The organism is Microbacterium sp. NPDC064584 (assembly GCF_040687315.1).
In the GTDB taxonomy this organism is placed as follows: domain Bacteria; phylum Actinomycetota; class Actinomycetes; order Actinomycetales; family Microbacteriaceae; genus Microbacterium; species Microbacterium lacus.
This window is the reverse complement of sequence record NZ_JBFBMZ010000010.1, coordinates 82,071-102,091: the sequence shown is the minus strand read 5'-3', so window position 1 is coordinate 102,091 and position 20,021 is coordinate 82,071. Positions and strand designations below refer to the sequence as shown.

The following is a 20,021-nucleotide window of genomic DNA, read 5'->3' as shown; positions in this document are numbered from 1 at the left end:
ACCTGACCCTGTGCCGCTTACTCGGGCGACTGCGGGCCGAGCTCGGGGCTGTTGAAGAACTCGGCGATCTGCTCGTCGGTGAAGTAGACGCCGTCCGGCGCGAGGTCGGTGCCGTCTTCGGGAACCCACGAGGGATCGACGATCGACGACAAGTCGTCCGCTGTGACGAGGTACGGCTCCCACACGATGTGGTTCAGCTTCGGGCCGGCGCCGGAAAGCACCTTGACGCCGATCTGCGCCGCGGACTGCGCCATGGGAACCGCAGGTGTCGACGTACCGACGTAGGGGTAGGCGGGGTCAGCCGCCGCCCAAGCCGCGAATCCCTGCGAGGCGCCGATATCGGCGATGGGCGGTACGGGGATGCCGGACTGCTCGAACGCATCGCGGATCGCCCAGCCCATCGTCCCGGCCTGGAGGACGGCATCGACTCCGGCGGGGTTGGTGGCCAGGTACTGGACGACGGCCTGCTGCGCGACCGGCGGCTGGAACATGCCCTGCGCCTGTCCGGCGACGGTCACATCCGGGCACAGGGCGAGAGCCTTCTCGGTGCCGTCCTCCCAGGCGATCTCGTTCGAAATCCCCGGGATGCCGGTGACCTCGAGGATGCTGCCCTCGCCGCCGATGTTCTGGAGCGTGTAGGCCGCGCCGACCATGGCCTGAAGATTGGCGTTGTACGTGACACTGATCGCGTACGGGCTGTCGATCTGCGACACCATCGAAATCACCGGGATGCCGGCATCGTGGGCCTGTGAGACGAGATCGAGAGCTGCCTCAGGTGCGGCGGCGTTGAAGAAGATGATGTCGGGCTTGAGCGAGAGTGCCTGGCCGAACTGCTGCAGCTGCCCGGGCACGTCGGTTGGGTCGTTGGGTGCGACATTGAGCACGACGTCGACCCCGTACGCCTCGAGGGAGTCAGCGAGCGCACCCTGGTAGGCGGCGATGAACGGAGCGGCAGGTGCCTGCCCGACGATCGCCGCAGTGAAGCCCTCGGTCTTGTCGGGCTTCCAGTCGGACCACGCCGACTCCTGGATCTCATAGGGGTAGGCGTTGTACCCGGTTTGGACGTCACTGCTGAATCCCGACAAGAGGTCTCCCGGATCGATTGCACCGATCTGGGGCACCGACCCGCACCCGTCGGCTGCGGGGGTCTGGCCCGCGTCGGGGGTGTTGTCGGGCGTGCTCGACGTCGCCGAGCAGCCCGCGAGGCTGAGAGCTCCGACGGCCGCCAAGGCCGTTGCTGCGACCCTGATCCGGCGGAAGCGAGTGGACTTCACCATGATTGCTACTCCTCTTTGAGCTCGCGCGAAGTTGCGCGACTACAGACTAGACACATTCGATACGATACGTCTAGTTTGGAATAACCAGCGCAGATCTGCGCACGACTCAATGAGGAGCGACGGCATGTCCGAACCCGGGGAGGGCCTCCGGCTGGCCAACGTCAGCAAGCGCTTCGGGGCGACCCGAGCGCTCGTCGACGCGTATCTGCACATCCAGCCGGGCGAGGTGCACACGCTTCTGGGCGAGAACGGCTCGGGCAAGTCGACGCTCGTCAAGATCATCGGCGGTGTGCACCGACCCGACGACGGGGAGTTCACCCTCGACACCGCGGTGGTCGAGCCGCGTGGTCCCCGCCACATGAACACGCTCGGCATCGCCGTGGTCTTCCAAGAGGTGCTCACTGCGGCCAGCCAGTCGGTGCTGGACAACATCTGGCTGGGCTCGGACGGGCTCTTCGCTCGAAACCTCAGCAGGTCGAAGCAGCGCCAGATCGCCGCTGAGACCCTCGGGCGGCTCGTCGACGGCATCGACCTGGATTCCGCCGCCGGGCAGCTGTCGCTCTCGGATCGGCAAGCCGTCTGCATCGTCCGTGCTCTCGTGCGCGAGCCGCGCACTCTGATCCTCGACGAGTCGACCGCCGCCCTCGATGTCCGGACGCGCGATCGACTGTTCGCCGAGATGCGCCGCCTCACAGCTGCGGGTGTCGGCATCCTCTTCATCTCCCACCGCATGGACGAGGTGCAGGAGATATCCGATCGGGTGACCGTGCTGCGCTCCGGCCGCACGATATCCAGCGTCGACCGTGCCGACCTTTCGATCGCGCAGCTCATTGCAGACATGACCGGCACCTCCGGCCACTTCGAGCGCTCGCAGCGAGATCATGCTCTCGGCGATACAACGCTGCGCGCGGGGAAGGTGCGACTGCGTGCCGATGCGGCGCCGATCGATTTCGAGCTGCGTTCCGGCGAGCTCGTCGGACTCGCCGGTCTCGAGGGGCAGGGGCAGGATGCGTTCCTCAAGCGCCTGTCGGGGATCACCGGGGGCGCCGGGATGGTCACGCGCGTCCTCGGCCCCGACATCGATGTGCGTCAGGGCAACGGGGCCAAGCTCGGGGTGGCCTATCTGCCACGGGAGCGCCGGGGCGAGTCGCTGTTCGAGTCGATGTCGATCCGCGAGAACTTCGCGTTGCCGACGCTCCGCCAGGATCGGCGCGGCTTCTTCATCAACGCGAAGCGCATGCGCGAACGGTTCGGCGAGTACGTCTCGTCGCTGGGCATCCGCATCGGCAGCCAGGACAATCCGATCTCGAGCTTGTCGGGGGGCAGCCAGCAGAAGGTGCTCCTGGCGCGCTGGCTGGCCACCGACCCGAAGGTGCTGCTGCTCAATGACCCGACGCGCGGCGTCGACATCATGACCAAGCGCGAGATCTACGCGACGTTGGATCGGCTCTGCGCGAACGGCATGAGTGTCGTCATGCTCTCCAGCGAGGTGGAAGAACTCGTCGAACTCGTCGACAGGGTCCTCGTCTTCCGTGACCAGGAAGTGTTCGCCGAGATCCCGCGGCAGCGGCTGAGCACCGAGGTGGTCGTCGCCGCCTACTTCGGCCAGCGAGCGGAGAGTGCGGCATGAACCGGTTCCTCGATCTCCTGCGGCGTCACTCCTGGGCGTTCGCATTCGTGCTGGCGTTTGTGCTGCTCCTCGCGAACCTGTTGGTGAGCCCGAACTTCCTCTCGCCGGCGCGACTGCCTGCGACCCTCGCGACACTGGCGCCCTTTGTTCTGGTCGGCTTCGCCTCGACGCCGTCGATCCTCTCCGGCGGGATCGACGTGTCGGTGGGTCCGCTCGCCACGTTCATCAACTGCCTGTTCATCGCCGTCCTCCTCCCCTCTGGATTGGGTGACTGGTATGCGGCCATCCCGATCCTCCTCCTCACCGCGGCGGGCATCGGCGCGGTGACCGGAGTGCTTGTGGCCGTCGTCCGGCTGCATCCGGTCGTCGCATCGACCGGTGTGCTGTTCGTCCTGATCGGCCTGTCGATCACGATCTCGAAGTCACCGGTGTCGGCGACCCCCAACTGGTCAGACCCCCTCGCACAGTCCTTCGGCTGGTTCCCCGGAGCGATCGTGACGATCGGCGTCGTCGCGATCGCGTGGTTCTTCCTCAAGCGCACGGCATTCGTCGCGAACCTGCTCGCAACGGGGGAGAGCGACGTGTCGGCGTACGGCTCCGGCGTGAACGTCACCGCTGTGCGGATCCTCGCCTACGCGCTCGGCGGGCTCTTCGCCGGCGTCGCAGGCATCGCACTCTCCGCCCTCCTGCAGTCTTCGCAATCATCGCTCGCGACAACCTATGCGCTCCTCGGCCTCGCCGCCGCGGTGTTGGGCGGCACCGCGCTCGGCGGCGGAAAGGGTGGCCTGCTCGGCACGTTCTTCGGCGCCCTCGTCATCTTCCTGCTGCAGCAGCTGCTCACCGCAGCCGGCGTGCAGCCCAGCCTGATCCAGTTCGCCTATGGCCTCGCCCTCGTCGTCGGCGTCCTCGTCGGAGCGACGCTGCTGAGTTCTCGCCCTGTAAGGAGCCGCGCATGACCGAGCCGACCACAGGCGTCACCCGCACACTCACGCTGCCTCAGGCCGAACCTTCCGGCTGGCCGAAGTTCCGGGCCTGGGCACTGCGCACGCCGTTCGTCCAGGTCGTGGTGCTAGTCGCGCTCTCAGCCCTCCTCGTCGCGACCATCCCCGCCTTCCTCGTGCGACCGCAGGCGGCGATCGCAGTCCTGACGATCGCGGCGCTGCTGGCGCTCGCCTCGATGGGTCAGACCCTCGTCGTGATCATCGGCGGCCTTGACCTCGCCGTCGCCGGATACATCACGTTCGGCGCGATGATCGCCTCCAACGCGACCAGTCGCCTCGGCTGGCCGGTCCCCTTCGCCTTCCTTGTGGTCATGCTCGTGTGCGGAGCAGTCGGCGCGAGCGTCGGCTGGCTCTGCCAGCGCTTCCGCATTCAGCCGCTGGTGATGACGCTCGGCGTGGGGGCGATGCTCACCGGCGGGTCGATGTTCCTCGCCAGCGGCGACTACAACGGGCAGCCACCCGCCGAGCTGCGCGCGCTCGCCCAGCTCAACGGCACGACGTTCGGTCTGCCGTTCCCGCCGGTCATCGCCATCGTCGCGGTGCTCGGTTTAGCGCTGTGGCTCTTCCTGGCCAAGACCGCCTCGGGACGCAGACTCTACGCCACGGGCGTGAACCCCGTCGCGGCGAACTTCGCGCGTGTGCGCACCTCGGTGGTGTGGACTTCGGTGTTCGCGGCATCGGGCGCCCTGGCAGGCCTCGCGGGCATGTTCATCGCTGCGTTCGGAGCGGGGTGGTCTCAGGCGGTGGGCGACCCATATCTGTTCGCAGGGCTGGCGGCCGTCCTGGTGGGCGGCACTACGTTCGGCTCCGTGCACGGCGGATTCACCCGCACCGCACTGGGCGCACTCATCCTCACCGTGCTGTCGACGCTCATCGTGAGCCGTGGGCTCTCCGAGGCGCAGGGCAGGATCGTCTACGGCATCATCATCCTGGCGGTCGTCGCGCTGTATGGCCGCGAGCGTCATGTGCGGGACCGGTTCTGAAACGGCCGGACCACGGCGCGCGAGCCGTGCTGAGAAGGGGGCGGTTCAGGCCAGCGGGATCTCGCGGGTGAGCAGCGCGGCTGATGCCGCCGGGTTCGTGAACCGCAGCTCATCGGGTGCAAGTGTCGAGCGGTAGTACTCGTTTCCGAACTCGGCGCTGAGGGCGTCGAACGAGGCGAAAGTGATCGCGCCCACCCCGTCGTAGAGCCCGCGCACGAGGCGAGAGGTCGCGGATGCCGGGGCCGGAGTGTCTTCGAGACGCAGGAGCCGCTCTTTCGTGTGCGGGCCACCGAGGGCCAGCCGCGAATGCTCGCCGGTCCAGTGTTCGGCGAATTCCTGGAATCGCAAGCGGCGCGCCGCCACCGGCAGGATCAGGACCTTGACCGCGCTCGCGGGGATCGGCTGGTCGGTCTGCCAGATGACTTGCGGGATGCCGCCGATCCCGGTCGGGCGTGCAGCCAGGAGCTCGCGCCTGCGCTGAAGCCAGGCGTCGAACATCGGCGACACGACCCAGTCGGCCGCGCTGTTCTTCTTGTCCCACCAGGTCTCCACGGCAGCATCGAACGGAGCGGTATGTGCGTTCGCGATGGGCGAGGCTCCTGCAAGAGGTGCGTCGAACGCGTAGCGCAGCATCCCCGCCGACGCGGCAGGGTGTTCGCGTTCGAGCTGCGCCCACGCGTCGGTGAACGCAGCGGGAGAGAGATCGCCGCCAGACTTCACGAGGATGACGAGCTTGTAGCCTGCATCCGCCATGACGGGACCTCCTAATGCTTCGGCTTCGGGGCCGCCTTGGCCGCCTTGTCGGCAATCGCCATCAAGAATGCGTTGCCCGCGGCCCAGACGAACATGTTCTGGAGCGGAGTGGCCCGTTTCGCCTCGGGGTCTTCGTGGCCCATCTCGGGGTTCTTGTGGCACGCCACCGGGATATTCGTCATCAGGCGTCGCAGGCAGGAGTTCGCGTGATCGCACCAGACGATCTCGGCCTCGCGCCCTCCGATGACCTTCTTCGCATAATCGGGATCTGCCAGTAGTTGCCGGGCCAGCATTGTGGCGTCGGCGTGGCCGGCGGTGATCGCGTCCGCCGCCTGCTGAGGATCGGGCGTGCTGGACAGGAAGAGCGGGATGCCGCCCACCGCGGCCCGGAACGCCTGCGGCTCGCCGTGCGCCAGCATGTTGCCGGACTGCGACGGCACGTTCTGGCCCATCGATTCGTAATTGCCCTCGGTGAGCGAGATGAAATCCACACCTGCCGTGACGATATGTCGGGCGACCTCGGCGAACCCGTCGGCGCCCTGCCCGCTGGGGAGGTGGTCGTTGACGCTCATGCGGATGCCGACCGGGTAGTCGGGGCCGACCTCGGCGCGTACGGCCGCGACAGCATCGCGGAGGGCGCGTGCGCGGTTCTCAGCGCTTCCGCCGTACTCATCGGTGCGCTGGTTGGCGAGGGGCGAGAGGAACGACGAGTAGAAGTAGCACATGTGCGCGCCGATCTCGACGCCGTCGAAGCCGGCTGCTTTCGCGCGGCGCGCGGCGGAGACCACGTCGGCTTCGACCGCCTTGATATCTGCCGCTGTCGCTGCGTCCGGCGGCGGGGTGACGCGGCCGCCTGGCACGTACACGTGGTCGGGAAAGCCCGTCGCCCCCATCACCACGGGCTTCGCGCTCGCCGCGATGGGATGGGCTCCGTTTCGCGGCACGCCCATTCGGCCGAAGCTCGGGAAGAGCTGTGCGAAGATCGCCGCACCCTCTTCCTGCACCGCGACGACCATGCGAGCGAGGTCGGGAACGAATTCGTCCTTGTCGAATCGGATGTTCGGGAAGAAGGGCGACTCGTTCCATGCGCGCTCGCTCGCTACCGCTCCACCGACGAACACGAGTCCGACGCCCCCCTGGGCGCGTCGTCGGAGGAACGCGATGGACTGGTTGCTCGGTCGTCCGTCGTCGGTCGGTCGCAGGACCGCCATCGGGCCGAGGACGATGCGGTTTTTGATCTCCAGCGAGTTGATTCGCAGGGGCGATCCGAGTACCGCACTCGCACTGGTTTCGGTCTTCATGGACGAACCCTCCTTTGAGTTTCTTCGCATTCTAAATATGCGCTACGCACCGTATCGAACAAGAGGTGCGGCGACTACATCATCGAGCTGGCGCCACCGTCGACGTTCAGGTTCACGCCGGTCACCCATTTCGCCTCGTCGGAGGCCAGATAGAGACCGGCGTACGCCACGGCCAGCGGGTCGCCCGGTCGGCCGTCGATCGTGCGCTCGATCACGGGCATCACCGGTGCGCGGTCGCCGAGCTCCTCGAGCATCGCGAGGACCGGGGGTGTCGCCATGACTCCGGGACTCACGCAATTGACCCGTACTCCGACAGCAACGCCCTCGGCAGCGAGCTGTCGCGTCAGGGCGATCACGGCCCCCTTCGCCGCTGCGTGCGCCGCCTGCGGCAAGGAGCGCACGCCCTGGATCCCGGCGCCCGAGCCGATGTTGACGATCGCTCCGCCGGTCGCCGCGAGGTGGGCCCACGCGACCTGTGACGCGAGCCAGACGAGGTCGAGCTCGTTGCGGAGAGTGAACCGATAGTCCTCGTCGCTCATCTGCCCGAACGGTGCGAAGCGGGGCAGGCTCGCATTGTTGTAGAGGACATCGATCCGCCCATGCCGCTGCACCGCATCGCCGATCCAGCGCTCGATCGCCGGGCGGCTGCCCAGATCGACCGGAGCGGTCCACTCGATCGCATTGCCCTCCGCCTCGACCATGCGAGCCGTCTCCGCCGCGCTCGCGGCGTCGAGGTCGCAGCCCACCACGACAGCGCCCTCGGCGGCGAACAACCGCGCGGTCACGCGCCCCATCCCGCCGCCGATTCCCGTCAGCAGGACGACTTTGCCGTTTAGGCGGGCTTCAGTCATGACGTGTACTCCGATCACCTCGTCGTGTCTCTGACTCGTCATGCAAGCACCCCTGCCCAGGCATGCGGCACCGTCGTGGCGCGGTGGTGCAGTTCGTGCACAGTTCTGTGCCGTGACTGCACGGTCGAGCCCGAAACCACCAGCCGCGGCAAAGGCTGAGCACACATCCCGCATCCAGACCACATCGAAGGAGATGATGACCATGAGCGACACCACCGCGGCCACCCGGCCGCTTCCGCCCGGCGTCCAGGAAGCTGAGCTCGACGACGCGCTTGCGGCGTTCGCCGAGGCGATCGGCGCTGACAAGGTCGCCACCGACCCGGACTCTCTGCAGGACTTCCAGGACCCGTTCCAGGTGCCCGGCGACGCCACCAACCTGCCGTCGGCAGTCGTCAGCCCCACGAGCGTCGAGGACGTGCAGGCGGTTGTCCGCATCGCCAACCAGTTCCGTATCCCGCTGTGGCCCATCAGCCGTGGCAAGAACAACGGCTACGGCGGCGCCGCACCGCAGGTGAGGGGCTCGGTCATGCTGTCCTTCCGCAACATGAACAAGGTCCTCGAGATCAACGAGGAGCTCGGCTACGCCATCGTCGAACCGGGGGTGAGCTGGTTCGATCTGCACGACGCGATCGAGGCTGGCGGTCATGACCTGGTCGCCTCCATCGTCGACATCGGCTGGGGCGGTGTCGTCTCCAACACGCTCGAACACGGGCTCACCTATATGCCGTACTCCATCGACCAGGCGGCGCACTGCGGCTTCGAGGTGGTGCTGCCCGACGGTGACCTGATGCGCACCGGCTCCGGTGCCATGGACGACAACCCCACCTGGCCGCTGTACAAGCGCGGTCTAGGGCCGACGTCCACCGAGCTGTTCATGCAGTCCAACTTCGGCATCGTCACGAAAATGGGCTACTGGCTCATGCCGAAGCCTGAGGTCTACATGCCGCTCTGGCTGCGGCTGTGGGACGACGCACAGATGCCGGCCGTGGTCGACGCGCTGCGCGAGCTGATGCTCGCCGGAACGATCGACATGCGCCCTCAGCTGTCGAACACACTGTGCATCGCGTCCATGCTCACCGCTCGCTCCGACTGGTACGACGGCGAGGGCCCCGTACCCGACGCGATCATCGAGACCATCGGCAAAGAACTCGGCATCGGCCGCTGGATGATGCGATTCGCGCTGTACGGCGACGAAGCGATCGTCGACCACAATTTCGCGAAGCTGAAGGCGCGGTTCCTGCAGATCCCCGGTGTCGAGCTCTGGGGCGAGAAGCACGCGGCAGACGCGTGGGAGACACTGCCGAACCCGCACGAGCGCGTGCAGATCGGCGTGCCGAGCCTCGATCTGTACAAGATGGCCGGCTGGTCGGGCGGCGAGGAAGGCGGCCACGTCGACTTCTCGCCGGTCATTCCGCTGACTTCTCAGCACGCGAAAGCGGCGCAAGACCTGCTGTCCTCGATGTGCGCCGAAGCGGGCCTGGACTACCTCGGCGGGATGCTGCCGATCAACGCGCGGGCGACAACCTTCATCAACGTCATCCCCTTCGACACGAAGAATCCGGCCCAGGTCGACAAGGCCTACAGCGTGGCCAAGCGCATGGTGGCCGAGGCAGGAAAGCGCGGGTACGGCGAGTACCGTGCGCACCTGTCGTTCATGGACCTCGCGGCAGACCAGTTCGGCTTCAACAACCACGCCCTCCGGCGCTTCAACGAGACGATCAAGGACACGCTCGATCCGAACGGCGTCATCGCCCCGGGTAAGTCCGGCATCTGGGGTACCCGGATGCGGCAGGCCGGCTTCCCCCAGTCCTGATGCGCGAGGCGCCCCGTCTGCTCCGGCCGGCGGGGCGCCTCAGGCGGACAGGCGCATGCCGCGGAGTTCTCGCGGCGCACACCCGTACCGGTCGCGGAAGGCCCTGCTGAAACTCGCGGGGTTGCGGTACCCCCATCGCGCAGCCACGACGGCGATGGGAGTGCCGGGCGATTCACGCAGCTCGGCGGTGGCTCCCTCGAGCCTCCGATCGCGAATCCATTCGGACACACCCGAGCCCGAGGCCGCGAACAGCTTGTGAACGTACCGCGTAGACACGAAGTGGGCTCCCGCGAGCCGCTCCGGTCCGAGATCCGGCTCGTGAAGATGCTCGATCGCGTACCGCTGCATACGGGCCAGGAGCGCGCTCGACGGTGCCTGCGTCTCGGAAGGCGTCTCCTCGCCGAAGGCACTGCGCAACAGCGGCAGAATCATCTCCGCTGCGCCCTCGGACTCGATGCCGGAGAGCCCATCGCCCTCCAGAGCTGTGCGGGCGATCCCGGCGAGGAACGGGGTGGCGAGACCGGTGAGTGATGCGCCCGCACGTGCGGGACGCGTGGCGCTGCGCCGCGCGATGCTCTCCGCGCGCACCCCGATGAACCAGCGGGGGACGCTGAAGATGAGCACCTCGAACGCGTCTTGTCCCTCGAAGGTGGAGGGCTTCGAGGTGTCATGGCACGCCATGTCTCCCGGGCGCAGCAGGCAGCTGCGCTCGTCCTGCTCGAGGCGGACGGCTCCTCGCATGAGGAGGTAGAGCAGGATGCTCTCCGGATCTGCGACGGCGATCATCTTCTGTGTGCGCACGACACGGTGCGGGCGACCTTGGATCGCGCCGACGGCGATGGGGCCGACCGCGCCGGACACGAGGCGCGCGTCGAACGACGGGCTCGCGCTCGTGTCGACCTGCATGGGGAAGAAGCGCTCGGCGATCCCGGCAGACCAGTAGTCCGGGCGATCCGAGGGCGCGACGCGGCGGGTGTCGAGCGCCGTCAGGTGAGACATGTGACTCCTCATCGAGTCGGGTGACGTGACACCGCCAGGCGCAGCGGCGCGGGGTCGTGAAGATCTTCGAGCCGGATGCCGGGAGGCATCAGACCGAGTTGGGAACGGATCTCGGCAAGGAGGGTCAGCCCGTCGGGATCGACCTCCAGCGTACGCGGGCGGCTCGCCCAGGTCGCCGCGGCCGCCGCGCCGAAGCCGGCGCGCTCGAGCAGTTCCTCGCCCTCGGCATCCGTCATTCGCTCCCCGGCGTCCACAGCCAGACCGAGCGCGTCCAGATAGGCGGCGAGTTCGTCCGAGCCGACGAGCTCAGACCGGACCACGAGTCCCTGACCGGGAAATGCGGGCAGCGTCTCGGCCACCGTCGCCAGCAGCGTCGCCCCCGCATCGCGCGCCGCCGCATCGAACGGCGGCCCGAGCAGGGTGGCCGCCACATCGCCGCCGAGCAGCGCGTCGAGACGTTCCTTGACACCGCCGACCTCGATGTAGTCGACGGTGACGCCTTCGTGGCCGAGCAGGTACCGTGCCACGAGCGAGAAGCCATTGGTGGCGGCATCCACCCCGAACCCGACTCCCTCGAGATCAGTGAGACGATCCGCCGCGGGTCTCGCGTAGATGCCGAGCGGGGTGGTCGCCTCCACCTGCGCCACGAGCCGCAGGTCGGCTCCGGCCGAAGCCCACGCGTAAAGGTTGTCGATGGAGGTGATCGCGATGTCGATGTCGCCCGCGAGCAGCCCCGTGAGCTGCGCGGGGCTCCCCATAGTGCGGCTCGTTTCGACGCCGATGCCGTCGAGTAGTCCGCACTCTCGCGCAACGATGAGCGGCACCGGCGGCACGAACTGGCTCTGCCGGAGGGTCATGGCCGGCCCGCTTGCCACGGGGGAAGCACGCCGCTCGGACCGCGCACGAGGTTTCGCTGGTCTCCGAGGCCCGTGATGGTCGACTCCACGAGGTCACCGCCTCGCAGGAATCGCTTCCAGTGCGACCCGTTGCCGGCGGGTGACCCGGTGATGAGCACATCGCCCGGCTGCAGGATCGCGACCGACGACGCGTAGCTGAGGAGGGCGGGCACGTCGAACGCGAGATCGTCCGTGGTGGCATCTTGCATGATCTCGCTGTTCAGCCTGAGGAGCATGTGGAACGCCGTCGGGTCGGGCACGAATCGCGCCGGCACAAGCCACGGACCGGTGGGGAAGAACCCGGGCTGATTCTTGGCGCGGAACCAGTCTGTGCCGATCTTCGCCATGTCGTTGCGCGGCACGAGCGATCGGACAGTGAGATCGTTCACGATCGTGTAGCCCGCGACGTAGTCGAGAGCGTCCTCGACTGACACGCGGTGGGTGGTGCGCCCGATCACGACGCCGAGCTCGAGTTCCCAGTCGATATCGGTGCCCACGTCGGGCAGCGGGATGTCGTCATATGCACCCGAGACCGCAGACGGGATACCGGTCCAGACGTACGGGTCACCGGAGCGAACCCGCTCGTCGATTTCCGCCGCCGCTTCGTCTCGCAGCAATTCGGGCGAGGCGCCGTCGGAGCCGAGGCCGTGAGCGACGCTCATCTGGATGATGTGCTCGCGATAATTCGCGCCGGCGGCGATGACCTGGCCGACCGGCTGCACGGGGGGCAGCACGCGTGCGTCGACCGACGTCCGCAATGCTTCGAAGGAGCCCACAGGCTGCGCTCCGCCGACGATGTGCTCCGCAAGCCGGTCCAGGTTCGCGTCCCACTCGGTGAAGAGGTCACCGGTTCGATGGACCGCGGGCAGCACATCACGGATGTCGTAAACGTCGTCACCGACGACGACGACGGGGATCTCGACTCCGTCGAGCTCGAGGGAGGCGATGGCGAACGAATCCACAGGGGCCGCCGATCAGACCGGGGGGGCGACGTACAGGCTCTTGTTGTCCGAGTCGTTGAACATCTCCTTGGTGATGAACTCGTCCATGTCGCCGCCCGTCCCCCACTGGTCGGAGGTCTCTGGTTCCTGGACGTCGTAGATGTGGGGATGCCAGGTATCCTCTTCGATCGTTTCGAGCTCGGTCGTCATCTCCATCGTGTTGCCGTTCGGGTCGACGAAGTAGGTGAACGTATTGTCGCCGGCGCGGTGGCGCCCCGGTCCCCAGATCTTGCGGTAGCCAGCACGGATGATCCGGCCGCTGCCGCGCATGTACTCGTCGATGCCGCGCAGTTCGAAAGACGCGTGCTGGAGCGATGCGTGCGGTCCGCGGGCGATCGCCATCGAATGGTGCTGCGTGCTGCAGCGCATGAAGTAGAACAGGTCGCCGACGTGCGGGTGGTTGAGGGTGTCCGACAGCCGGAAGCCAAGGTTGCGCTCGTACCAGTCACGCATCTTCTCCGGCTCGGCGGAATTGAGGACGACGTGAGACAGGCGCACAGGAATGGACTCCCGCTCCTCGATCTTGCGGTGCTCTCGGACCTCGACATCGGTCGACACCTCGATCGTGCGCCCTTCGAGGTCGAAGAAGCGGAAACCGTACCCCCCGCCCAGTGTCTGCAGGTCGGTGGGCTCGAAGACGAGCTTGACGCCGGTGCTCGCCAGATTGTGCGCCAGGGTGTCCACCGACTCCCGGTCGGCGGCGCCGAATGCGACGAGGTCGAGGCGCTTGTCGGCCGAGCGGCGCACGCGGGTCACGTACTGCTCGGGCGATCCCTCTGCGGCGAAGTAGACGACGTTGCCGTCATCGTGCTGGACGGTCAGACCCCAGTGGTTCTTGTAGAACTCGACCTGCTTGTCGAAGTCCGGGACGGCGATGTCGAAGTGGCGGATATGGGTGATCGGACGGAATGACATTGCGTACTCCTAGCGCGATTCAGAGGTGAGTTGGGCGGCATGTGCGATCGATGGGATGGTCCCGATGAGACGATCCAGTGTGGTCGCGGAGTCGGCGGTGCCGAGGATGTAGTGATCCGGTCGGAGGACCACCGCGGGGGCGCCGACGCGTGTCAGGAGCTGATCCACCTTCGCCGGATCCAGCAACGTGACGGTGTCGTCGTCCTCGTCGAGGGCGACTTTGGTCGCGCGGGGAAGGGCCTCGTATACGGAACGGTTCGCGGCGACCAGGAAGTGGGCGCCCACCATGTCGTCCAGGCGGGTTCCGTCCGCGAGGATCGGCTGTGGTCCGAGGTGGCCGGCGCGCGGGTCGGTGCTCCCCGAGTGCAGGCCAGGCCCGAGCGCCGGGGGCGGCGGGACCGCTGACGCGCCAGGGTTGGCCCTGATGTACTCGTCGCGACCGCGCGCAACATCGGGATCCGTGGTCTGGATGATCACGGCCTGATTGGCGGCCGTCTCCACCCAGGCCGTCGCGTGCGGCTTGCGCTCGTTCTCGTAGGTGTCCAGGAGCGAAGAGTCGGCGATACCGCGGCGTACGAGATCGAGCTTCCAGACGAGGTTGGCGGCATCGCGAATTCCCGCACAGAGGCCCTGGCCGAACAGTGGGGGCGCCTGGTGGGCCGCGTCACCAGCGAGGAAGATGTTGCCGGCTCGCCACCGCTGCGAGATCCGTCCGCGGAAGGTGTAGATCGCCTGGCGGTCGGGCGTGAACTTGTCGGCGGGCAGCACGCCGCGGCTGAGCCGCTCGACCGCGGCCGGAGTGACGATCTCTTCGGGATCGTCGTCGGGCATGAGCATGAACTCCATACGGACGCGGTCGCCGGGGAGCCTCAGCCACAGCGCGGGTCGGGTGTGGCGTCCGAATTGGACCATATCCGCGTCATATCCCGGTGCGTCGACCAGCTGACCGTCGACGACGAGCCACTGAGCGTCCGCTCCGTACTTGTCTGTCGAGATACCGAGCGCGTGCCGGGTCTCGGAGCGCCCGCCGTCGGCGGCGATCGCCCAGCGTGCGCGCGTCGTGGACTCGATCCCGTGAGCATCGACACTGGTCACCTCCACGCCGTCGTCGACGTTCACTACCGACGTCACGCGCACGCCGCAGCGCAGCTCGATGCCGGGGGTGTCCGAGACGACCTCGCGGATCAGGCGCTCGATGTCGGGCTGGTGGAAACTGATGTGGTCGTTCCAGGCCTGCTCGCCGATCCCTCCGGTCGGAGCATGCACCAGGACCTCGCCGGCCTCATTGACGATCTCGACGTCCTTCATCGGAATAACGACCTCTTGAAAGCGCGACGCGATACCCAGGCCCTGCAGCGTGCGCATGGTCTCGCCGTCGAAGTGGACGGCACGGGCGGTGGGCCACAGGTCGGAATCCTTCTCGAATCCGACCGCGGTGAGCCCTGCCCTGCCGCAGAGAGCCAGTGCGGTGGACCCGACGGGGCCTCCCCCGATCACGACGACGTCGACATCGATGCTCACAAACACTCCTTCGTGTTCAGTACGGTTCGTATCGAATGATACTCCTGCCCGTGCCTCTTCAGACTGGCCGCCGGCCCGCCATAAAGGAATGGCGAGAATGGCATAGCCTCTATCGGGAATTCAGATGACCTCGGCCGCGACTCGCGTGAGCACCTGCCGGAGCCAGACGTGTTCCGCGTCGTGTTCGCGGTCAGCCGACCACCAGAAGGCATCGTGGACAGGGTCGAGATCGAGCGGGGGGACGACCGTTCTCAGACGCGGGTGCATCGTCATTGCCAGCGCCGCCATCCCCTCGGGCACGATCGCGACCCGGTCGGTGCCGAGGACCAGCGAGGGCATGACGAAGAAGTGGGGGGTCACTGCAGCGACCGAGATGTCGATGCCGCGGAACTGCAGTTGCGTGCGGGCAGGGTTCATGCCTTCTCTGGCTGCGAGATTCTGGACCCAGGGCCGCGTGAGAAGCTCATCTTTCGTGGGCCGCTCGGCAATCCCTGATGCGCCGTCGACCAGGCAGACCCAGCGCTCGACGGGAATGTCGATGTGCGGGAGATCGAGGATGTACCCGTGCGGCAGGATCACCGCGTCGAGCGCTCGCATCGACTCGGGAAGGCCGTTCACGAGCCGCGCGTCGACCGCGGGGAATTCGAAGCGCACGTTCGGCGCTTCACGCTCGACGATTCGCGTCAGCGCGGGGGCGATCCGCGCCACCGCGTAATCCACCCCTGCGATCGAGAACGAGCGAGTGCTGGTGACCGGGTCGAAGCGCGACTGGAGCCGGAAGATCTGGTCGGTCTCCGCGATCACTTGCGGCAGGGCCAGGAGCAGTCGCTCACCGAGGGGCGTCAGGACGTGCTGGTTGCCCCGGCGGATGAGGAGCACATCTTGGTAGTGGGCGCGCAGACGGGAGAGAAAAGTCGACATCGTCGGCTGCGAGACGTGCAAGCGCGCTGCCGCGCGGGTGACGCTCCGCTCTTCCAGCAGCGCCCGCAGTGGTTTCAACAGGTTGTAATCGCTCGCTGCCATGACGCCGTCTGCCACCCTCCCGCGCGCGAAGCCGTCACGCCGTACGAACTGCAGTCAGGCTATGCCTTCCAGACCGTCTTGAGATTGCAGAACTCACGTTGCCCCACCGCGGCGAGCTCGCGGCCGAACCCGGACCGCTTGATTCCGCCGAAGGGGAGTTCCTGGTACGACACGGTCATTCCGTTGATGAACACGGCGCCCGCGTCGAGACTTGCGACGAACCATTCCTCCTCCTCGGGATCATTCGTCCACACCGCGCTCGAGAGGCCGAAGGTGGTCTGGTTCGCGATGCGGAGTGCGTCCGTGTTGTCCGTTGCCCGATAGAGCGAGGCGACGGGGCCGAAAGTCTCCTCCTGCACGAGTCGGGCGTCGTCGGGCAGATCCGCGATCACCGTCGGCTCGTAGTACCAGCCGGGCCGGTCGGGCACCGAGCCGCCGGCGAGGATCGTCGCGCCCTTGGCGCGGGCGTCTTCCACGAGCTCGATCAGGTCATCGCGCCCTGACTCGGTGGCGAGCGGCCCTACCTCGACGGCAGGGTCGAGGGGGTCGCCCACCCGGAGGGCAGACATCAAGTTCGTGAACTCCGCCGCGAACTCGTCGTAGACGTCGGTATGAACGATGAAGCGTTTGCCGGCGATGCAAGACTGGCCGTTGTTGTTGATGCGGGCGCGGACGGCGGTTGCCGCAGCGGCCTTCACGTCCGCCGAAGCCAGGACGACGAAGGGGTCTGAGCCGCCCAGCTCGAGGACCGTCTTCTTGACGTGATCACCGGCGATCGCCGCCACCGAACGTCCCGCGGGCTCCGAGCCCGTGAGCGTCACCGCCGTGACCCTCGGGTCGGCGATGACAGCGCCGACCTCGGCGCCGCCGATCAGAAGTGCTCGGAACGACCCGAGGGGAAAGCCTGCGCGCTCGAACAGCGTGTCGAGGAAGAGTGCGGACTGCGGCACGTTCGAAGCGTGCTTGAGAAGGCCCGCATTGCCCGCCATGAGCGCGGGTGCCGCGAAGCGGATCACCTGCCACAGGGGGTAGTTCCAGGGCATGACCGCGAGCACGACTCCGAGCGGCTCGTGGCGCGTCCAGGCGCGGGACGCGGACACCGTCGACGGGTCTTCCAGCGAGACCTCGGCGAGGAATTCCTCTGAGTTCTCGGCGTAGAAGCGCATCGCCTTGGCGCACTTGTGCACTTCGGCGACCGACTGCGCGATGGGCTTACCCATTTCGACCGTGATGAGCTCGCCGAGTCCTTCGGCCTGGTCGTCGAGGATCGCTGCGGCAGCCCGCATCCACTCGGCCCGCTCCGCAAAGCTCGTCTTTCGAAGAAGTTCCGCGGCGGACGCCGCCTCGCTGATCCGCTGGTCGACCTCCTCGGGGCTGTGCGGCTCGATGATCATCTCCGTTTTGCCCGTCGCCGGATTCACTGTCGCGATCGCCATAACTTCATCTCCTCGTCGAAATGTGTACCGTTCAGGAGTATAGTCAAAAATAGATACGAAACGTACCGTGCAGAATATGTTCCCCTCGCACGTTCACCACGACGATCACGAAGGAGTGACCTGTGAGCACGGAAGCCGAGCTTCCCGCACGTCTGCCCCTCTTCCTCACCGATGCTGATGTCGCGCAACTGTCCGATCTTCCCCGCGCCATCGCAGCCATTCGCGAGGCCTACTCGGCGCCGGTCGACGACCGACGCAACCCGGGCAGGATCTTCGCCGACAGCTCACGCCAGTGGATGCGCGTCATGCCGTCCGTTCCCGCAAGCGGCAGGCTGTTCGGAGCGAAATCGATCAACGGGTCCTTCGCCGACGGCCTGCGTGTCAGCTACCTGATCTCGCTGTTCGATAAGGACACGGCCGACCTCGTCGCGCTCGTCGACGGCAATCGCGTCACGGGCCTGCGTACCGCGGCGACCACCGCGGTCGGCGCCGAGGTCATCGCACCCAAGCGGCCACTCAAGGTCGGCATCATCGGCTCAGGTTTCGAAGCGCAATCCCACACGATCGCGCTTTCCCTCGTGACCCGATTCGCCTCGGTCGCCGTGTTCAGCCCGACGCAGGCGAACCGAGAGTCCTTCGCAGCGTCGTTCTCACAGAGCCTCGGAGTGCCGGTGGATGCCGTCGACTCGGCCGAGCGCGCCGTCCTTGGCGCAGACCTCGTGCTGTGCGCCGCGCGGTCGCGGGACGAGAGTCCCACACTCCAGGCGGACTGGGTAGGCGAGGACGCCACGGTGGTCTCGATCGGCTCGACGACGCCAGCGCAGCGCGAGCTGCCGGCCGAACTCATTGCGAGGGCATCGCTCGTCGTGGTCGACGGCGTCGAGGAGGTCCTGCACGGCAGCGGGGACATGATCGCCGCACGCGCTGCCGGCGTTGACGTTGAGTCGCTCACCGCATCGCTGAACGATGTGCTGCTCGGCGTGCGCACCGTCGACCTCGAGCGCGGCATCCGGATCTACAAATCCACCGGCGCAGGCCTGCAGGACATCGTCGTCGCCGAGGCTCTCGTCGATCTCGCCCGTCTGCGCGGCATCGGCACCGAGCTGCCCGTCGGCATCGTTACCACCCGCAAGTAAGGAGCAAGAATCCCCATGGTCGATTACACCAAGAGCCAAGCCCGCGAGTGGGCCAAGGAGCACTGGAAGGGCGCCATCGCGGTCACGATTCCCTCCTACTCAGCGGACTTCTCGAGCATCGACGAGAACGCCATCCGGCACGACATCCTCAAGCTCAAGGAGCTCGGCTTCGCCGGGACGCTCCTAGTCACGGAGGTGAACATCACTCCGGAGGAGAATGCGCGGGCGACGGCTGTCGCCCGCGAGGCCGGCGGACCCGACTTCCAACTCTTCTTCCACGCGGCGTTCAACACCCTCGAAGAGAACATCCACGCGCTGGCGCTCGCCGAGAAGGAGGGCGTCGACAGAGTGCTGCTGTCGTACCCGACCGCCTTCTGGCCGACCTCGCTCGACGAGGTGTTCGACTACACGAAGCAGCTTGCTGATTCGACGGATCTCGGCGTGATGCTCTTCGGCCTGCCCGCGTGGGGCTTCGAGCGGATCGACAATGCGGGGATGCCGGTGTCGTGGGTGCGGCACGTGCTCGATGAGATCCCCAACATCGTGGCTATCAAGGCGGAGCAGGGTTACCCCGGCATCGCGGGAATCATGGAGATGTATCACCACTTCCGTGAGGAAGTCATCATCTCGTGCCCCATCGAGGGCGAGACGATTCCGCTCATGTCGGTTCTCGACTTCCAGTTCTCCGGTACGAGCAATTCGAACTGGATGAGCGACTACTACCCCCGCGCCTTCGACCTGGCACGGGCCGGACAATGGGAGGAAGCCATGAAGCTGTGGTGGCAGGTTGCTCCCGCACGCGCGGCGAACACGGCGATCCTTACCGGTTCGGCAGTGGGCACGACCGTCATCAATCGCACCGGCTGGAAGTATCAGGAGTGGCTTGCCGGCTTCAACGGAGGGGCGCTCCGCGCTCCCGCCCCGCGAATCCCCGACCGCCTGATGAAGCAGGCGCGCCAGTCCCTCGTCGCCTCGGGTCTGCCGGTCACCGACCTGCCCGACAGCGAGTTCGTGAAGGGCCGCACGAGGGCATGATGGTGGTCGTCCGGTCCGGTCCCCTCCAGGGGAACCGGACCGGACGCGTCATTGCCGCCGGACCGCTCGCGCGGTTCCGCGGAACAGGGCGATCGTCCGGTCGCCGCTGGTGACATCCACGTCGATCACCACGCGCCGCTCGTCGCGGAAGGACGTCCGTGCGGTGGCAGTCAGAACGTCGCCGGCATTCGTGGGAGCCAGGTATTGGATGGCGGCATCCGCGGTCACGGCGTAGTGCAGGATGCTGTTCGCCGCCATGGCGAAAGCCTGATCGGCTACCGCGAACACCACGCCGCCATGCGTCGAGCGACTTGCGTTGACCTGCTCCGGGCTTACCCTGACCGTGACCACGGCGTTTCCCTCGTGAGCATGCTCGACGTTCAGCCCGAACCAGTCCATCGCGGGCTCGTCGGAGATGAGCGAAAGCACGAAGGGGTCGATCGTGCCCAT

Annotated in this window: 18 protein-coding genes; 6 read left to right on the top strand and 12 right to left on the bottom strand. The window is 66.9% G+C overall.

The genetic code is table 11. The annotated features are described in order from the left end of the window. Positions 1-17: 17 nt before the first annotated feature. Entirely contained in the window at positions 18-1,277 is a 1,260-nt protein-coding gene (locus tag AB0P18_RS14165) for a substrate-binding domain-containing protein (protein ID WP_076691778.1), read from the bottom strand. A 124-nt stretch (positions 1,278-1,401) separates the two neighbouring features. Between AB0P18_RS14165 and AB0P18_RS14160 the strand changes: the two genes are divergently transcribed. From AB0P18_RS14160 to AB0P18_RS14150, 3 genes are read left to right on the top strand one after another with little or no spacing between them, the layout of a single operon-like run. Then, positions 1,402-2,907, top strand: coding sequence for a sugar ABC transporter ATP-binding protein (locus tag AB0P18_RS14160; RefSeq protein WP_363360567.1), 1,506 nt, complete (start codon positions 1,402-1,404; stop codon positions 2,905-2,907). After that, positions 2,904-3,863 carry an ABC transporter permease gene (locus AB0P18_RS14155; RefSeq protein WP_363360565.1) on the top strand — a complete coding sequence of 320 codons (960 nt, stop codon included), beginning with the start codon at positions 2,904-2,906 and terminating at the stop codon, positions 3,861-3,863. Before AB0P18_RS14160 ends, AB0P18_RS14155 begins: the two co-directional genes overlap by 4 nt. Then, positions 3,860-4,891: an ABC transporter permease gene (locus AB0P18_RS14150; RefSeq protein ID WP_363360564.1), complete on the top strand. Its 1,032-nt coding sequence runs from the start codon at positions 3,860-3,862 to the stop codon at positions 4,889-4,891. The genes AB0P18_RS14155 and AB0P18_RS14150 overlap by 4 nt, the downstream gene beginning before the upstream one ends. Before the next feature lie 45 nt (positions 4,892-4,936). Here the strand turns inward: AB0P18_RS14150 and AB0P18_RS14145 are convergent, their stop codons facing one another. The 3 genes from AB0P18_RS14145 to AB0P18_RS14135 all read right to left on the bottom strand — a co-directional run bounded on the left by AB0P18_RS14145 (position 4,937) and on the right by AB0P18_RS14135 (position 7,838). After that, complete coding sequence (locus AB0P18_RS14145; RefSeq protein ID WP_363360563.1) at positions 4,937-5,644, bottom strand: EthD domain-containing protein; 708 nt, start codon at positions 5,642-5,644, stop codon at positions 4,937-4,939. Positions 5,645-5,655: 11 nt separating this feature from the next. Next, a complete protein-coding gene (locus tag AB0P18_RS14140; protein WP_363360562.1) occupies positions 5,656-6,945 on the bottom strand; it encodes an NADH:flavin oxidoreductase in 1,290 nt (429 codons plus the stop codon). A gap of 74 nt (positions 6,946-7,019) precedes the next feature. Beyond that, positions 7,020-7,838 carry an SDR family oxidoreductase gene (locus AB0P18_RS14135; RefSeq protein WP_363360561.1) on the bottom strand — a complete coding sequence of 273 codons (819 nt, stop codon included), beginning with the start codon at positions 7,836-7,838 and terminating at the stop codon, positions 7,020-7,022. Positions 7,839-7,998: 160 nt separating this feature from the next. On the opposite strand from AB0P18_RS14135, the gene AB0P18_RS14130 reads away from it, so the two are divergent. Further along, on the top strand, positions 7,999-9,609 hold the full coding sequence (locus tag AB0P18_RS14130) for an FAD-binding oxidoreductase (protein WP_363360560.1): 1,611 nt from the start codon (positions 7,999-8,001) through the stop codon (positions 9,607-9,609). 39 nt (positions 9,610-9,648) lie between these two features. On the opposite strand, the gene AB0P18_RS14125 is transcribed toward AB0P18_RS14130, so the two are convergent. The 7 genes from AB0P18_RS14125 to AB0P18_RS14095 all read right to left on the bottom strand — a co-directional run bounded on the left by AB0P18_RS14125 (position 9,649) and on the right by AB0P18_RS14095 (position 17,400). Beyond that, on the bottom strand, positions 9,649-10,608 hold the full coding sequence (locus AB0P18_RS14125) for a helix-turn-helix domain-containing protein (RefSeq protein WP_363360559.1): 960 nt from the start codon (positions 10,606-10,608) through the stop codon (positions 9,649-9,651). Between the two features lie 8 nt (positions 10,609-10,616). After that, positions 10,617-11,465, bottom strand: coding sequence for an ABC transporter substrate-binding protein (locus AB0P18_RS14120; protein WP_363360558.1), 849 nt, complete (start codon positions 11,463-11,465; stop codon positions 10,617-10,619). Next, a complete protein-coding gene (locus tag AB0P18_RS14115) occupies positions 11,462-12,466 on the bottom strand; it encodes a fumarylacetoacetate hydrolase family protein (protein ID WP_363360557.1) in 1,005 nt (334 codons plus the stop codon). The genes AB0P18_RS14120 and AB0P18_RS14115 overlap by 4 nt, the downstream gene beginning before the upstream one ends. 12 nt (positions 12,467-12,478) lie before the next feature. Continuing rightward, on the bottom strand, positions 12,479-13,420 hold the full coding sequence (locus AB0P18_RS14110; protein ID WP_076691768.1) for a VOC family protein: 942 nt from the start codon (positions 13,418-13,420) through the stop codon (positions 12,479-12,481). 9 nt (positions 13,421-13,429) lie between these two features. Continuing rightward, on the bottom strand, positions 13,430-14,941 hold the full coding sequence (locus AB0P18_RS14105) for a bifunctional 3-(3-hydroxy-phenyl)propionate/3-hydroxycinnamic acid hydroxylase (protein ID WP_363360556.1): 1,512 nt from the start codon (positions 14,939-14,941) through the stop codon (positions 13,430-13,432). Positions 14,942-15,061: 120 nt separating this feature from the next. Beyond that, the gene (locus tag AB0P18_RS14100; RefSeq protein ID WP_363360555.1) at positions 15,062-15,964 is read right to left on the bottom strand and encodes a LysR family transcriptional regulator; all 903 of its coding nucleotides are present in this window, start codon (positions 15,962-15,964) and stop codon (positions 15,062-15,064) included. Between the two features lie 59 nt (positions 15,965-16,023). Beyond that, on the bottom strand, positions 16,024-17,400 hold the full coding sequence (locus AB0P18_RS14095) for an aldehyde dehydrogenase family protein (protein ID WP_363360554.1): 1,377 nt from the start codon (positions 17,398-17,400) through the stop codon (positions 16,024-16,026). 122 nt (positions 17,401-17,522) lie between these two features. Here AB0P18_RS14095 and AB0P18_RS14090 point away from each other — a divergent pair, with 122 nt between their 5' ends. Together AB0P18_RS14090 and AB0P18_RS14085 are read left to right on the top strand one after the other, a co-directional pair. Next, complete coding sequence (locus AB0P18_RS14090; RefSeq protein WP_363360553.1) at positions 17,523-18,536, top strand: ornithine cyclodeaminase family protein; 1,014 nt, start codon at positions 17,523-17,525, stop codon at positions 18,534-18,536. 15 nt (positions 18,537-18,551) lie between these two features. Continuing rightward, positions 18,552-19,571 (top strand): dihydrodipicolinate synthase family protein, encoded by a 1,020-nt coding sequence (locus AB0P18_RS14085; RefSeq protein WP_363360552.1) that lies wholly within the window; start codon positions 18,552-18,554, stop codon positions 19,569-19,571. Between the two features lie 48 nt (positions 19,572-19,619). Here AB0P18_RS14085 and AB0P18_RS14080 read toward each other — a convergent pair whose 3' ends face one another. Then, entirely contained in the window at positions 19,620-20,021 is a 402-nt protein-coding gene (locus AB0P18_RS14080) for a hotdog fold thioesterase (RefSeq protein WP_363360551.1), read from the bottom strand.